Annotated in this window: 12 protein-coding genes; 1 reads left to right on the forward strand and 11 read right to left on the reverse strand. The window is 39.7% G+C overall.

The window, feature by feature from the left end:
* Positions 1-80 precede the first annotated feature (80 nt).
* Positions 81-707, reverse strand: a complete 627-nt coding sequence (locus C6P39_RS02365; RefSeq protein WP_095173557.1) for an alpha/beta fold hydrolase — start codon at positions 705-707, stop codon at positions 81-83.
* A 250-nt stretch (positions 708-957) separates the two neighbouring features.
* On the opposite strand from C6P39_RS02365, the gene C6P39_RS02370 reads away from it, so the two are divergent.
* On the forward strand, positions 958-1,767 hold the full coding sequence (locus C6P39_RS02370; protein WP_104802671.1) for a helix-turn-helix domain-containing protein: 810 nt from the start codon (positions 958-960) through the stop codon (positions 1,765-1,767).
* Positions 1,768-1,998: 231 nt separating this feature from the next.
* Here the strand turns inward: C6P39_RS02370 and C6P39_RS02375 are convergent, their stop codons facing one another.
* The 10 genes from C6P39_RS02375 to C6P39_RS02420 form a co-directional block, all read right to left on the reverse strand.
* A complete protein-coding gene (locus C6P39_RS02375; protein ID WP_167398041.1) occupies positions 1,999-3,408 on the reverse strand; it encodes an alpha-L-fucosidase in 1,410 nt (469 codons plus the stop codon).
* Positions 3,409-3,449: 41 nt separating this feature from the next.
* Positions 3,450-5,558 carry an alpha-N-acetylglucosaminidase gene (locus C6P39_RS02380; RefSeq protein ID WP_104802672.1) on the reverse strand — a complete coding sequence of 703 codons (2,109 nt, stop codon included), beginning with the start codon at positions 5,556-5,558 and terminating at the stop codon, positions 3,450-3,452.
* Positions 5,559-5,614: 56 nt separating this feature from the next.
* Positions 5,615-7,084, reverse strand: coding sequence for a response regulator transcription factor (locus tag C6P39_RS02385; protein WP_104802673.1), 1,470 nt, complete (start codon positions 7,082-7,084; stop codon positions 5,615-5,617).
* The gene (locus tag C6P39_RS02390) at positions 7,081-8,841 is read right to left on the reverse strand and encodes a cache domain-containing sensor histidine kinase (RefSeq protein WP_104802674.1); all 1,761 of its coding nucleotides are present in this window, start codon (positions 8,839-8,841) and stop codon (positions 7,081-7,083) included. Before C6P39_RS02390 ends, C6P39_RS02385 begins: the two co-directional genes overlap by 4 nt.
* A gap of 204 nt (positions 8,842-9,045) precedes the next feature.
* A complete protein-coding gene (locus C6P39_RS02395; RefSeq protein ID WP_104802675.1) occupies positions 9,046-10,620 on the reverse strand; it encodes an extracellular solute-binding protein in 1,575 nt (524 codons plus the stop codon).
* Positions 10,621-10,699: 79 nt separating this feature from the next.
* Complete coding sequence (locus C6P39_RS02400; protein WP_095173550.1) at positions 10,700-11,605, reverse strand: carbohydrate ABC transporter permease; 906 nt, start codon at positions 11,603-11,605, stop codon at positions 10,700-10,702.
* The gene (locus C6P39_RS02405; protein WP_104802676.1) at positions 11,599-12,555 is read right to left on the reverse strand and encodes an ABC transporter permease; all 957 of its coding nucleotides are present in this window, start codon (positions 12,553-12,555) and stop codon (positions 11,599-11,601) included. Before C6P39_RS02405 ends, C6P39_RS02400 begins: the two co-directional genes overlap by 7 nt.
* Before the next feature lie 271 nt (positions 12,556-12,826).
* Positions 12,827-14,824 carry an alpha-amylase family protein gene (locus C6P39_RS02410; RefSeq protein ID WP_104802677.1) on the reverse strand — a complete coding sequence of 666 codons (1,998 nt, stop codon included), beginning with the start codon at positions 14,822-14,824 and terminating at the stop codon, positions 12,827-12,829.
* Between the two features lie 14 nt (positions 14,825-14,838).
* Positions 14,839-15,717, reverse strand: coding sequence for a carbohydrate ABC transporter permease (locus C6P39_RS02415; RefSeq protein ID WP_104802678.1), 879 nt, complete (start codon positions 15,715-15,717; stop codon positions 14,839-14,841).
* Between the two features lie 18 nt (positions 15,718-15,735).
* Positions 15,736-16,632: an ABC transporter permease gene (locus tag C6P39_RS02420; protein WP_104802679.1), complete on the reverse strand. Its 897-nt coding sequence runs from the start codon at positions 16,630-16,632 to the stop codon at positions 15,736-15,738.
* Between the last annotated feature and the right edge of the window lie 10 nt (positions 16,633-16,642).

A 16,642-nucleotide genomic window follows, 5' to 3' on the forward strand; every position in this document is an offset into this window, starting at 1 on the left:
GCATCCGGTTCTTTGATCATATGTTGTTCTGCCCGATAAACCGGAAATTACCTTTCTGTATTCCGTAAACATGGTGTGTTTTATTTGGTTTCACTATAATATTCGTTTAATATTTCTGCTAAAATTTTCGGATTTTCTTCATTTACAATATGCCCCGTATTTTCAATGATCTTTAGTTTGGCATTTGGGATATTATCCGCTAAATAATATGCAGACTTCATGTTAGCACTATCTTTTTTTCCGCAAATCACAAGAGTAGGACATTTTATTCTATTGACGTTGTTGCTGAAATCTAATTCTTTCATAGAGTTTCCCAATATGAAAGTGTCTTTTTTATTAAATGCCATATTCTCAAACAATGATTTTGGCAAAAATCTAAAGATTATATTTTGAATACTAAACATTACTTTGGGAATTTTATGCGGAGTCCCGATTAAAACTAATGAATTTACTTTATCAGGGAAATCCAAAGTATAATTTAATGCCAATATACCTCCTAACGAAATACCACATAAGTTTATTTGTCCGTCATTATCATTACAATATTCAGCGAATAAAGAATATAAATTATTATAACTGGCCTCTTTTCCGTTAAGAATTGAGGATAAGTTTGGACACAAAATATCTTTATTGTTATTCATATATGAAACCGTTTCATTCCAACTTGTTGACATATGACCCGAACCATGTATAAAAATGTTTTTCATCTACATCTTCCTTTCAAATTCTGATTTTCCAGTTCGACCAACCGGAAGTTATCGCTTCCTTAACGCTTTCTGCCTGCACTTCGGGAAATAGGGGGATTCCACTGCGAAAAAACTACGCCTATATTGTCCGTGCTGATATCATTTGACACAGAATATAATATCATTATATACTAGAAACCAAAGAATCAAAAGAAAGGATATTGCCATAAGTTAACACAATATTGTTCTCCGGAAAGGTGTACGATGATATATGAAATATGAATTACACAATGACCTTGATGCGGATTTTCCGCTTATTTTTGGATGCAGGGTACTCTCAGCCAGTCATCCTGACGATGCGTATCTCCACTGGCACGACTGTATAGAGGTCGTCTATTGTGAATACGGGCAGGGCTGGGTAATTTCCGGCAGTGACCGCATTTTCGTGGAAGAGGGTGATATCGCCATTGTCAATTCCGGAGATATCCATGATGGGTTTACGGAATCCGAATGCCGCATGTATTCCCTTGATCTGGGGAGTGCGCTGTACAGCCCTCTGGGACTTGAGCCACATCTGTTTGTTTTTAAGAAAAAGATAAAGGATGCCCGAATGGAAGCATCCATCAAACGAATCATCGCGGAAATGGAAAGAAAGGATGCTTATTATAAACAGGCTGTGCAGACAGAAATCATTTCTATTGTCATCCTTTTGATGCGAGAGTACATTGATGATACAGCCGAACAAAAATCCACAGAGAATCAGCAGGTACAGGTGGTAAAAAAGATAATCTCGTATCTGCGTGTACATTTTCTTGAACATATTACCATCGATGAATTGTGTGCTGACACCGGATACAGTAAGTTTTATCTATGTCATGCCTTTAAGGAAATGACAGGCAATACAATTATTCAGTATGCAAATTTCCTCAAATGCCAGCATGCGAGAAGCCTGCTGCTGGAGGGAAATTACAGCGTCAGTGAAAGCGCTGCTTTAAGCGGTTTCAAGAATGACTCCTATTTTTCCAAAACATATAAGGCTGTTTTTGGCAGACTTCCTTCAGATGATATGCTTAAAAGCTGAAAGCCAGACTTTATAGGCTATTACAGTGGATTGTTGGAATCCTACTACGCAGTTCTGACAAGAAAAAGCCTCATGAAAAGCGTGACTTTAGGAAAACTACGCAGGTGTACCGGAAAAAAAGATAGAGCGCAGACAATCCTTTACTGATCGTCCGCGCTCCATTCGTTGCCGGTTAATGATTTCGTTACTATGTCTCCGAACAGAATATCCTTGCAGGTGCTTTTTCTTCTGTTATTCCATTACTATTTTAAAACAGTCACAATGCTCTGCATCACTTACTGCCACTTCTAATTTTGCGGTTAAAATAGTAATGCCAGTTGCATTTTTTTCAAAAGGAATGATTTCATTGGTTCTTAAAAGGCGTATTTCACGAACAGGATCTGAGATAGCTAATTCTATGCTTCTTGGTAAGCGAATAGAACCATCACTATACTTATATAACATATAAATAGCGTTTGCCTTTTGTGTAAAGGCATAGGTTTCATTGGACTCTAAGGTTTCGCAAACAACGGTTTCATATATGGCTTCGCCGTTTATTTTAAGCCATTTTCCAAGTCCATATAAAGATTTCATACCTTCCTCCGGAAGATTACCATCCGGCTGCGGTGCTATATTCAGCGCCAGATTCCCACCCTTCGCAACAATATCAATCAGCAGGTGGACAAGCTCATGTGCTGATTTATAGTGATCAGAATAAGAATATGAAAAACCTTCTCCAAGACTGATGCAGCTTTCCCATGGAACAGGAATTGGCTTTTCCGGAACCATCTGTTCCGGAGTGATGAAGTTCTCATATTCTCCCGAAACAGTACGGTCACTTACAATCAAGTGTGGCTGCGTGGTGTTTCTTATGGTATTTACCACTTCCCCTAATCGGATATCCTGTTTTTTGATCTCCGGGTTCACCCAGCCTCCATCCAGCCAAAGGACATCAATCTTACCGTAATTAGACGTCAGCTCCAGCAATTGCTTATGGGTATATTCAACAAATTTTTCCCAAAGTTCCGGGTACTCATCAATGTCATAGTTTACATTCCTGTCAACTGCATCTCCGAATTGCTTTGCCCAATAGTAGTCACTGTGCCAGTCCGGCTTTGAAAAGTAGGCCGAAATAGCCATTCCCTTCTTTCTAAATTCCTCGAATACTCTTCCAACAATATCCGCATTCGGATTCGTTGAATACGGGCAGGATGAATCTGTTATTTTATAATCCGTGGTCTTTGTATCAAACATGCAGAAGCCATCATGATGTTTCGTATTGAAGAGAAGATACTTAAAACCGCATTCCTCAGCAAATGCAGCCCATTTATCCGGCCTGAATTTGACTGGATTAAAGGTTTTATTGCAATCAATGTATTGCTGTTTAAATTCATCCATATCATCTGTCCAGTCAATGTCCTGCCGGCTCCAGCTTTCATCTCCGTCTGAAAGTGCCCAGGACTCCACGATTCCCAATTGGCAGGCAGGCGCCCAATGTACCATAAAACCCAGTTTCAGACCCATAAAACGTGCCAGGTTTTCTTTAACTGCCTGCTCCTTTGGCGGGATATAATCTTTATGGTCAGAATAGAGATGAACCCCATTATCAACAATTTCTTCCTGTAAATTTTCATCTTTTTTGATTTCTCCGGTAACGCCCATAATTCACAATTCTCCTCTTTTATATATAGTTGTGTTTAACACTAAATACGGTCTTCATATTTTGAAATTAAAGTACTGACTATCTCAAGTTCGTCAGGTTTTTCTCCTGAAAATTCCTTTGTCTGTGTCGTCCACGCAGTTTCCCAATCCGCTAATAAGTTATAGAACGCATTCGCCCGCCAAGCCTGCCGTTCAAAAATCTGGGGAAGATCGTCCTCCACATATTCTTCATCATTTTCCAGACAGCGGGTAAGCATTTCAAAAAATTTGCTCCATCTTTGTTTGTAAAATGATTCAATCATTCCCGACCATTCTTTCCACGCATAGTCAAAAATATAAGTTCGATCCGTGGTCCCCCACAGAGTAAGAAGCACACTTGCATTCCATTCGTAATAATGTTTTTCTTCTGAAGTCTCTCCCCAGCTGCGCGCATCCCCAATCCACTTATCCAACCGGAATTCAGACCGTGATGACAGCAGTATATCCATATCAGAAAGTAATTCCAGAAAAGACTCTGACTCTGCCTTAAAAGCTTCTGCATCTCTGTTTAAAAAAGCATCCGCAACCTTTGTATACAAAGCTTGTCCATAATTACTCAGTACCTGGCGTAAAATATCAACCACATCATACCGTGCACCGTCTGCATTCACCTTAGCAGCCATAAGTAGCTTTAATGCTGTAAATAGTCTTTTATTTCCATAAGGATAGTGAAATCCATCATTAGGACCGGATTTTTTAACCCGGACTGCAGGTCTTGCAGCAACAATAGAGCTTTTTTCCACTCCGTTTGTACCAGGCATGTAAACTGTTTTTAACAGGATTTCTCCCGCTTTGCGCACCTCTGCCGAGTCAACTCCGGTACGGCGCAGCATATACTTATCCATCCATTCTGACAGATCCACTGTCCCATTCCCCGTCAGCTGGGTAAACGCCAAATCATAATATGCAGGATTTTGTCCGATCGCTTCCATAAACAATCCCGTTCCACATACATTTGGCGCAATTTTGGACACTGTTTTATAAGGATTAGATGCCAGCATCTTTAAATCCCCATGCAGGTTTGTTCTGCCGCCAAAATTATGAAGCGTACCGGTAACAAACGGATACCCCCAGAAATTATCGGTTTCCGTATGCTTCTCTCCGCATAAGTCTAAAATAAGAAGATGCTTTTTATCCATTCTTGACACAATATCACGACGTATTGACCAGGATTGTGCAACCCAAACACCATCTGGATCAAAGTTTGTCAGTAAATTTTTAACGGAATCACCTACCGCTTCCAAATATTCTGTGGTGTTCAGCGGCGGCTCACTCTCATGAAATGGATCGATTGCATAGAACCCGTCTGTATCAAATAACTCTTTCTGTTTCTGTAAAAAGAGAGTGCCCAATTTTTCAAAAAGAGGGTCTGTAGGATCAAGCTGCCCTGTGGCAGGCAGGCCAAACCACTCTTCCTTTTTCATAATATTTGCATCCGGATACTTTTCTTTCAAAAGCAAAGGAACAAAGCCTGAAAATCCCTGTTGTATGGGCTGCATTCCCAAACTCCGCTCACGCTCTATTATTTTTTGCCCCAGAGCCACATGGGATTCTATCCATTTTGTTGGAAGAGGACCGCAGAATCCTTCAATATTTGTCATCCACTGCCATGCCAAGAATGCCGGGCCACATAAAAATTCACGTGCTTCTTCATCCGTAAATCCAAACTCGATCAGCGTATCACGCCAAACACCTTCTATCCCAACGACACTTAAGGGCATATTAATACCGTTTAATGCCATAAAATCGATTTCCTTCTCCCACCGCTCCCAGTTCCACCATGATGCGGAGTAGTTAAAGGTACAATAATTCATGTAAACCCGGTATTTCTGTTCGATCACAGTTCTGAAACACTTGGCTACAGGGGGGAGCAGCGGCGGCAATTCCATCCGGTTTCCACACCAAGAAAGATTACAATTTGCAACTTGTTTCAGATACCACCCCAGTCCCACAGCCATGCTTATGTAGTTATTACCCCTGATCACTAATTTTCCCTCAAGCGTATCTACTTCATAGACATCCTGTTCTCCAACAGCTTGTATCTTTTCAAAGTTTATTTGTTCCCAGTGTTTCGGCAGAACACGTTTTGCTAAATTTTGTATTGCATCCATTTCTTCAATCTCCTGTTTTCAACTTTATCCGCTTCCATCATTCTTTGGTTATTATTTTACGGTCTATTTCTTTTTAGATATTTAATGGGTGATTCTCCTACACTTTTTGAAAAGAGGCGTGAAAAGTGTTCTACGCTTGAATAACCAACCCGGGCTGCCGTCTCGTTTATTCGTAATGAGGAATTTGCCAAAATCTCTTTTGCCCTCTCAATTCTGATTTGGTTGAGATAATCTTTAAAATGCATGCCCATTTTTTCTGCAAAGCAATTGCTGATACTTCTCTGATTTACATGGAGGTCATCCGCCACATCTTGAATGGTCAAATTCGGATTGTGATAATGCATATGTATATATGCCTGAATGGCATCGGATAACGGAATATTCATCTGATCATTCAATTTCAAACTTAGTTCGTAAATTTTATTGCTGCACAGCTCTTTTAATTCCGCATAGTCAGTTGCTGATAAGATCAGTCCTGTAAGGGCTAAAAGGTTTTCCGTTGCCATACTGCCAAATTTCTTATCAATCACCCGATGGATCTCCCCAAAAAAACTCACCAGATTTTCTTTTATCAGACTTGGTGTGGTCTCTTCTTTACTAATAATACAAAAGAGATGGTCTATCCCATTTGATAATTCATGTATGGATACACTTTCCATTAATTTAGATGTCATTTCCATCAAGCGCTTATAGGCCGCCAAATATTCCCTATTTGAAGTATTCTTGTATTGAAAATAAGCCTCACGTGGGTGATAAAATCCGGCATCTAAGGATTGTTTTGCCTGATCATACAGTTCATTTAAGTTTTTATACCCCAAGCAGTTACTGGAACCAACGATGAGGATCTGATCTGCCTCCGGATCACTATGTATTTTTTGTACCAGGAAATCACAGATATTTGAAACCTGCTCTGCATCTTCTCCAAAACAAAGGATAATGATCTTCCAGTCAAAGAATCCGAATACAAAATGTGCTGCATTTTCCCGAAGTATAAAAAGCAGTTCAGACACCAGAACCGTCTTTACATTATCCTCCAGTGTTATGGTCATCATCCTAAATACACACTGCTCTAAATAGGCTTGTTCATGATTGATTTTCTGCAAGAGCTGTTCCGTTGGATATTTTGATCCAGCCATAGGATTACGCAGTTCCACTTTGGATTTGAGTTTACTCAAAAGTTTGTCCAGAACCTTTTCATTATCAATGTCAATCTTTAGTATGTAATCCTCTACCCCATTTTTAAAACTTTCCCTGACCAGGTTAAAATCACTATATGAACTGATCACCACAAACAATAAATCGGGCAGAAACTCGTGTAGCCGTTCTATTAGTTCCAACCCTCCCATATGGGGCATTTTAACATCTGTAAAAACGATATCTACATCGTGCTTTTTCAAAAAATCTATTGCAGCAAAACCATCATAGGCACACCCTACCACACGCATATTATATTTCTTCCAGTCTATTGTTCTCCTTAGGATCTCAATAATCATGGGTTCATCATCTACAATTAATACATCGATCATTGGTCTGCCTCCTGTTTTACAATGCAGGGAAGGTTAATATTTACCACAGAGCCCTCATTTTTCTTGCTGAATATTTTGATTCCGTAATCATCACCGCACAACAATTGTATCTTTTTATGCACTGCTTTTATTCCCAGATTGGTCAGATGTTCACTCTTTTTTTGTTCTCCTGTCTGCATGAAATTAATAAGACTGTCTTCGCAAAATCCCACTCCATTGTCCTTGATCTGCAGAAGGATTCCCTCTTCTTTTCTACTCCCCAAAATGGTGATTTCACCACCCTTTTCACTTGGATAGATACCATGGAAGATACAGTTTTCAACCAATGGCTGCAGTATAAAATTGGGGATCAACAAATCTTTTATATCCGGTTCAATCTCTATGGTAAAACGGATATTGCCCTTATAAACAACATTTTGGATCAGCATATAATACTCTACATTTTCAATCTCTTCGCTTAACGAAATCATATTTCCATCCCGGCCTACTGTACTGCGTAACAGCTTAACTAACGCTGAAATAAGTTGGCTGATTTGATCCTGATGGTTTAAAATGGAGATATACTTAATATTTGTAAGCGTATTATATAAAAAATGCGGATTAATCTGTGCCTGCAGTTTCTCAAGGGTTATACTTTCGCATTTTTCAACCAATTTTACAATCTCCGCTTCCCCATCCGCTGACTTCTTGGAAAGGGACATGATAGTATCGCTGATCTGCTTTAATTCATAGCAGTCACTATCTGTTCCATTGATCACATCACCTTTTTCTCCTCCTTTAGTAATGGCCTCAATAGGTTTGTATAATTTACGGTTAATATAGCGAATAAATACCGTGAACAGTATAATACAAATGATTCCTAAAAAAATTACAGTTATCTGCTGCTTCAACAGTTGTGCACGAACCGTTGAAAAAGAGATACAGCTAAACACGCAGAGTTTCATTTTTTCCTTTGCAGATGCGATATAAACAATCTTTTTATTTGATTTTTCCGCCTCGAGATACCCCTCTTGTTCCAAAGCAGCACGTTTAGTGTTTAGGAACTCTGCAAACTCATCCATATTTGGTGCATCAGAATAGAGCACAGTATTATCATTTTTAACAACATAAATATCTGTGGTATCACTTAGGCGGCTCTGCAAGGGTTGAAATAATTCCTCCACACTGTATGTAGTGAAAAGAGTGCCCAAAAATTGCAGGCTCTTGGGATGTTTCATCATCTTCCCCAGCACTAAAACATCCTTATTCTCATCATTCTTTGCAACCCCTATAATGACACTTTTTCCATTCTCCTTCTGTGCAGCGGGACACCATTCTTTCAAAACAATATCTCTCATAAACTGTTTTGACACAAAAGAATTTGTATAAAAATCCCCTTCTTTTGTCACTAAAATAACGGATTCCATCTTCAAATCGCTATTATCCGCATTAATGGAATCCATAAAATCATCAAGATATCGATAATCTGCTGCAAGCCTTGAATTGAAATTTTTAAAATCCGTTTCTTTTACTATCCTTTGAACCTCGCTATCCAGATAAATCTGTCTTGCATTCTGTTCCATTTGTTTCAGCTGCTTTTCCAGGACCAAATTCATTAATCCCACAACACTTTGCTGCTCTGCGATGATACGTTTATGAATGGTCTTTGCTGAATAATAGAATAAAATCCAGCCAAAGACCAACAACGGTATCACAAACAGAAGAATACAGGAACGTAATATAATTTGCTTCATGGTTAATGTTTTATCAGTTTTCATGATTCACCTCGCGTATATATGAAAAGGCAAATTATCGTTGCTATTCACGGCTGTTGCCCTGCGGGATGTTTTATACGCTTGTGCATGAGATACCCGCAGCAGCCAGCGCGATATTTTGCCTATTCATATTAAATAATTGTCACGTTTTCATCCTAAAACCATTATACATTATTTACCATGAAAGTCGCATTTTAATTCCCTGTTTTACTGGATATTTTTGTATATTTCTTCGCCTTCTTCCAGAACTTCTTTTCCTCCGTTTGCAAGCCATTCTTCCACAAACTGATCAAATTCACTGATGGGACGTTCCCCTGTGATAAAGTCAAGGTAAGCATTCTGATATATTTTGTTTATCGTTTCACTTTTTTCATTATAGACAGGACGATAATACGGGGCCAGCACATCATATTTTCCGGTACCCTTAGTCTCAGCATCTGTGCGTATATCCATATACTGTGGCTGTGTCATATACTTTGCCAGTAGATCATAGTCATTAAAACATCCGGGAAGCAGATACAGGTCAATACCAAATTCGTTACGTTTTTCTTGTGTATCATAGGGCGGGAGCCATGTACGGCCGTTCTCCTCGTCATATGTGTAAGTCTCTCCCTCTATACCGTAGTAAAGTAAATCCTGAACTTCACGGTCAAAGGATCCGTCAAACACTTCCAGATATTTTGCAAGTTTTTCCGGTTCATCTTCTAAATGTTTTCCGAATACAATAACCCCAATTATAGGATTTTGCTGAGTCATACCTGATTTGCCTTCCGGTCCTTTTGGAGGGTTCGTAAGGGTAAAGGAGACTTCCGGATCTTTTTCATGAGCTGTTTCATAATAATCTCCTCCGAAAAAGGCTTCTTTTGGCGTAAAGTTCCACCATGCCCAAGACGCTGATGCAATTTCACTGTTAGCAAATTTCTCATTCATTTGCTCATGTTTTGTGATTATAAATTCAGGATCGATATAGCCTGCTTCGTACCAGCGGTTCAGCACTTCCAATGCCTGTTTTGCTTCCGGCTGAATGGGACCATATTTTAATTCTCCGTCCTCCTCATAATTACACAGGTAAGTTCCGAAGGCTCCGAATATGGCTCCAAAAGGTGTCATGCATTCAGCGCCCTCCACGGTTGCCCCTTCGGCGCCAAACGCAGGAATATTCAGCTTGTCCTTTATAGCCTTAAAGGCTGTTTCCATCTCATCAATCGTCTCCGGAGCTTTTTCAACGCCTGCGTCCTCCAGGAGATCCTGACGGTATCCCATAACATTACCGCTGGTTGCCAGAGTCCATAAGTTTAGCATGGCATAATTCTTTCCATCTTTCATAAATTGCTCCCACACATTTTCTCCCATGCCGCTCTCACGTTCTACCCATTCACAGTATCTGGGAGCATGTTCTTTCAGCATTTCTACCGGAATTTCCGCTAAGACTCCCTGATCCACCAGATTCCAATAATCGGTGACATTAAATTCAACCATATAATCAGGGGTATCGCCTGAAGCGATTTGCAGATTAACCCCTTCCTTTCCGGGACTTACATGATATTCAAATTTTACATCATATCTTTCTTCTAACATCTTACGAACTTGCTGATCTTCCGTATACTTCTCGGGCCATGGGATAGCCAGATCCAATACCATAGAATCTCCCTCTTTTCCATCCGCTTTTGATGTTGATTTTGAATCGGATTCCGAATCCGATTTTCCGCCACAGCCGGATAACAGTCCGGCCGCCATGGATAAACCAAGCAACAAGCTTAACATTTTCTTTCCCTTTACCATTTTTCATTCCTCCTGCAAATTATTTTTTTATATTTCTTTGTATTTAGGCCTCCGGATCCATCCAGATTTCCTGAAGCACTTACCCCTTAACAGAACCCACCATAATTCCTTTTACAAAATATCTCTGTAAAAATGGGTAGGCGATCAGCATAGGCAAAATGGTAACCACAGTAATTGCAGCTTCCAACATTTTCGTAGACGGCATCACGCTTCCTGCCTGTATTTTGGACATCAATGCATTTATAGAACTCACGCTGTTTGCGTTGTTCTCAATGGCTATCTTTCTTAATATCATCTGCACTACGGTCTTATCATTGTCCTGAATATACAGCATGGCATCATACCAGGAATTCCAGTGGCCAACTAAGATCCAAAGTGTAATAGTGGCAAGTATCGGCTTGGACAGCGGGATAATTATCTTATACCATATATAAAACCAGTTTGCCCCGTCAATCAGGGCAGCCTCTTCAAGACTTGCCGGAATCGAACGGAAAAAGTTACGGACGATAAAGATATTATAAGCTCCCAGCATGCCCGGCAAAACAAGTGCCCAAACCGTATTAAACAAATGCAGATCTTTTACCAGTAAGTATGTGGGAATTAAGCCACCACTGAATAGCATTGTAAATAATATGAAATTTGTAAAGAAATTTTGAAAAGGCAGATCCCTCTTTGAGAGAGGATATGCTGTCATTGCCGTGAACACAACGCTTAAAAACGTACCGATCAGGCAACGGATTATGGTATTCTTATATCCGGTCCATACTGCCTCATAATCCAATAAAACTTTATAGGCATTAAAGCTAATCTCATCCGGCCACAAGGCAAATCCACCTCCGGCAGCCGTTTTACTAAGCGAAACAACCACTATGTACCAAAATGGATAAAAGGTAATTACTACGATCACTGCCATAAAAATGACATTAAAACAATTGAAAGCAATTTCTCCTTTGCTCTTTTTAATTTTGTTTTTCTTCTTTACCATAATGCATTTTCCTTTCCACCCACTTTTTTCACTATGAAATTCACGACAACAATCATGATCAACCCTATTGCGGATTTAAAAAGTCCAATTGCGGTAGATAAGCTATACTGCATATTTTTCAGACCCAGTCTATATACATATGTATCAATGATATCTGCCACCTCATATACAGATTCACTGTAAAGATTAAACACCTGGTCAAAGCCCCCGTTTAAGATTCCTGATAAGCTTAAAATCAGATTGATACAGATTACCGGAAAAATAGCCGGCAGGATAATGTAAATAATATTTTGTATTTTGTTTGCACCATCCATCTTTGATGCTTCAAACATCTCCTGATCAATACCTGCAATGGCTGCAAAGTATAACACAGATCCCCATCCAAAGCTCTTCCATACATCGCTCAGAACCAATACTCCTCGAAAGTACTCCTTACTTCCCATAAACATAATCTTTTCCATGCCAAAGAATTCCAAGATACTATTAATTGGACCATTGATGGAAAGCAGTGAAAAGAAAATACCTCCCAAAATTACCCAAGACATGAAATGAGGAAGATATGCAAAGGTTTGTACTACTTTCTTAAAACGAGGAAAGACCATCTCATTTATAAGTATAGCAAAGATAATGGGTGCCGGGAATCCTACTATCAGTTTTGCAAAACTGATGATCAAAGTATTAAACACCGTTTTCCAGAAATATGGATCCCTAAATGCCTGTTCAAAATACCGTAAGCCCGCCCAAGGGCTTCCCAGGATTCCATCCGTAATATGAAAATCCTTGAATGCCAGTACAACCCCATACATAGGGCCATAACAAAATACGGTAAAATAAATGACACCGGGTATCATCATAAGTAACAGTACTTTATTGCTTTTAATGGATTTCCATAATGTTTTTTGTGCTAAAGCACTTTGTTCTTTTCCTTTCTTTTTTGGTAATAGACTCATTTATTTACCCCCTTTCTATGCTTCATATTATAAGTAAAAGTACCTCACTAATCCATGATATTAATTGTAAATACCATGATATTTTTCGGTTTATTCCTTGTTGATCTCGCTTCTATTTACTGTTTTGTAGAAGGTTCATACAAATAGGTTCTGCCGATATTTTCAGTAAATATTCAAAAAAAGAAACCGGAATCACTCCCCAGTAATTCCGGTTAAAAGGTTCTGCCGATTGAATGCCAAACTCTCACCTTATTCTCTTTTCTTTGTCACACTAATACTCCAAAACTATCATCTGATGACAGTCTACCTTGGGTACAACAAAAGAAACGCGTCCTTCTTCTTGTCGGAACGGTATTTTCTCTCTCTGAGGTGCCAGATAAACATTTGTTATCTTTTCAGAAAGTTTTACTGTCATTTCCACGTTATATAGCGGAATTATATCCTCAATAACTTCCATTGGATAAACGCTCTCCCCTATATGCCCTTCACCCCGGATGCTCGTATAAGCAAATAATAAATGCGATATATACCGCTTGTCAGAAACCTGTTTTGTCAAGGTTACGATTCCTCTGTCCGGAAGGGATACCTGGATCGTCCTGTCTTCGCCCAGAAGCCTGTCTATTGCATCTATGATCAACTGCTTACTGTGAAGACTGCCCCACTTTCCATAATCACTAAATAAGTCCCAGCCTATATAAATACTATTTTCTGTCGCAATTCCTGCCGGATATTTTTCTGTCAAGTTATTTGGCGTATGCTGATGGGAACAGAAGTTCCGGATATCTCTATTAAAATAGGGATTCTGCCTTTCCACAAAGACCTCTCCTTTTACATTCGCAAGTTGATATGCCTGTTCATATATCACCCTCGCCGCTGCCTCTTTCTTTTTGGGATCCCATAGGACATAACTTGGTTTATACTCCGCAGCCCCTTTATGATCAGCCCCAAAATACAATGCAAATGTATCTGTATCTTGATAAAGCCCACTCTTACCACTGGCAAAGATTTTTCCACCCTGATTCAGATAGGCAGTCAACTTTTCACAAAGCGTCTCATTCAGGCGTATGGTGTCAGGCAGAATTAATAGCTGGTACTTGGAAAAATCCTCCTCACAATCAATGAAACTATAAAGAAAATTCCCTTCCAGAAGGGCACGGTTTGCCCCGATGTCCCCCCAGAATTTCATATCCCTGTCTGCGACACTACAGTTCACTGCCTCTTCACTTAGCACAGCGATATCAGCACAGTGTACAGCATCTTTACACCATTTTTCTTTTTCTTTTACTTCCCGGTAGGCTATTCCAATTAAATCATAAGTTGCCATATCCATTCTGCCGGAAGGATGCAGCTGGTCTCCAACAGAACACTTAGCTCCAAGTGCCAGAGATAGGGCACTTTCGTATCTGAGCGCATTTGGATGTTTAAATCCTCCGAATTCTCCCCATGAACTATGGAATTTTCCTGTCATTCCAAGATACTCCATTCCCAGATTCGCCACATAAGAGGCAGACATGGGGAAATGGTCATATCCCCATCCTCCGGTAGGCAGACTCTCCAGTTCCAGATGCGTATTAAAGGAAGTTATATCACGCCTCCCTCTGGAAATATGTCCCCCATTATGGAACACAGTACATGTCTTACTATATTTTCGTACAATTTCCATAACGCTTTTTGCATAATTTGCATACACGAATTCCGCCTGTTCCATGACAGCTTCTATGTCTCTGGGATCTTTTCCTCTGGCCAGGATATCTCTACGGCAATTATGACAATAACAAGGTCTTACTGCCGAAATGTCCAGAAAAATCCCACATGGATGATAGCGCTGCATGACTTCCTCAATTTCTGCTAAGAGAAGATTTAAATAATCCGAACGAAAACATAGCGCATGGTAGCCAGCTTTATAAACAAAATCTGCCAAATTATCCGCTCTATCGTCACTCCTACGGACCAGCCACTCGGGATGCCGTACTGCTTCTTTCTCATCCAAACCTGCTGATAGATAGATGGGCGCTTTAATTCCAAGCTCTTCACATACTTTTAACTGTTCACCCAGTAAATCAAAGTTCAGATTTGGATGTTTCTCATTTATTATAGTCGGGTGGTAAGACCATCCGTGATGGCACTTAGAAAATAATGTGACAGAATCTACGTGTCCTCTGATCAAAGCCTCCCTAAACTGCGATTTGTCAAACGCATCGCCTATGCCGGCAATGTGTTCCGATGTATGGAAGTCCAGATGTACCTGTCTGAAACGTAATCCCTCCATATCATTACTCCTTTCTATTCTTTTACTGCTCCCATTACCATTCCTGACACAAAATACTTTTGTAGGTAGGGATATATCAATAATATGGGAATAATAGATACAATTACCTTTGCTGAATTGAATGTCAAGCTTGACATAGCCATACGTTCAATCAAATCTTGGGCATTCATATTTGCCATAGTACTCATATTCACTTCCGCAGATAATGATTGTATATAGGTCTGCAAAGGCATTTTACTCAATGAGTTTATGTATATCTTACCGTCAAAGAAAGAATTCCAGTGATTGACTGCTGAAAATAAAGTTATTGTTGCAATCGCAGGCTTTGAAAGCGGTACATAAATCTTCCATAAAATCGTCCATGGGCTTGCACCGTCCAGGAATGCCGATTCTTCCAGAGCCTCTGGTATAGCTTTAAAAAAGTTCATCTGAACAATCACATAAAACACAGGTACCGCCATCGGAAGTACTAACGCCCAGATTGTATCCAGTAAATGCAGATTCTTCACAACCATAAAAGTAGGAATCATACCACCGCTGAACAACATCGTAAAAATGATAATCCACATATAATACTTTTTCGCTTTAAATGCCTTATCAGATTTTGATAATGGATATCCCATCATGATACACATAAGTACGTTAATACCAGTACCCAATATTACACGTAGTATTGAGATACCAAAGGATCTCCAAAACTGCTCATCCCCAAGCATTGCTTTATATGATGCCAGATTAAAGTTAACAGGGATAAATCCCACAAGTCCTTGTGCTACGCTGGACTTATCACTGAATGAAATTGCAAGTGTATTCAGTATAGGCAACAAACAGAGCAATCCACAACAAATCAGGAAAACAGCAATAACTATATCCCCCAAACTTCTTTTTTTCATTTTAGATTCCCCTCCTAATCAGAACACCTTGTAGCCAAGCCGCTTATCTGCCAGTTTATATGCCCCGAAAAGCAGTATAAAGCTGATTACCGATTTAAATAACCCCACAGTTGTTGCCAAACTAAATTGCTGATTAATCATACCCACACGATAAACATATGTATCAATAATATCCCCAGTCTCATATACAAGCGGGCTATATAGATTAAATATCTGGTCAAATCCTGCATTTAATACCTGTCCAATATTTAATATCGTCATAAGGACAACCTGAGGAATGATACCCGGTAAAGTCACATGCAGCATACGCTTCCAGCGACCTGCGCCATCCATCCCTGCTGCCTCATAAAGCGTAGGATCAATGCCCGTCATAGCTGCCACATAAATAATTGCCCCATAACCAAATTCTTTCCACGTCTCGCCTAAAATCATGAGGGGACGGAACCAGTTGTTGCTTATTAAAAACATTGTTGGCTCTCCGCCGAAAAAGGTAACGATCTGATTTACAACCCCGGTCAGGGAAAACAGATTGGAGAACATCACTGCCAATATGACCCAGGATAAGAAATGTGGCAGATATACTGCTGTCTGTACTGTTTTCTTCAGCCTCACCATACGGCATTCATTCAATAACAGTGCAAACACAATGGAACCGATGGTCCCCAACACAAGCTTGCCTATAGCAATGAAAAATGTGTTCCCTAAAATCTGTTTAAAATCAGGAAGCATAAATAATCTTTTAAAATTACCCAGCCCTACCCATGCTGATTCCAAAATCCCCTTAGAAGGAATATAATTCTGAAAAGCAATTATAGCCCCAAACATAGGGACGATGGCAAAGATCAATAACAGAATCATCCCCGGCAAAAGCATAAAGTGGTAATATGACTGAGTTTTCAATCTTTTCCTCTTCATGATAATCTCC

Origin of the sequence: Blautia marasmi, assembly GCF_900258535.1 — a bacterium.
Classification (GTDB): domain Bacteria; phylum Bacillota; class Clostridia; order Lachnospirales; family Lachnospiraceae; genus Blautia; species Blautia hominis.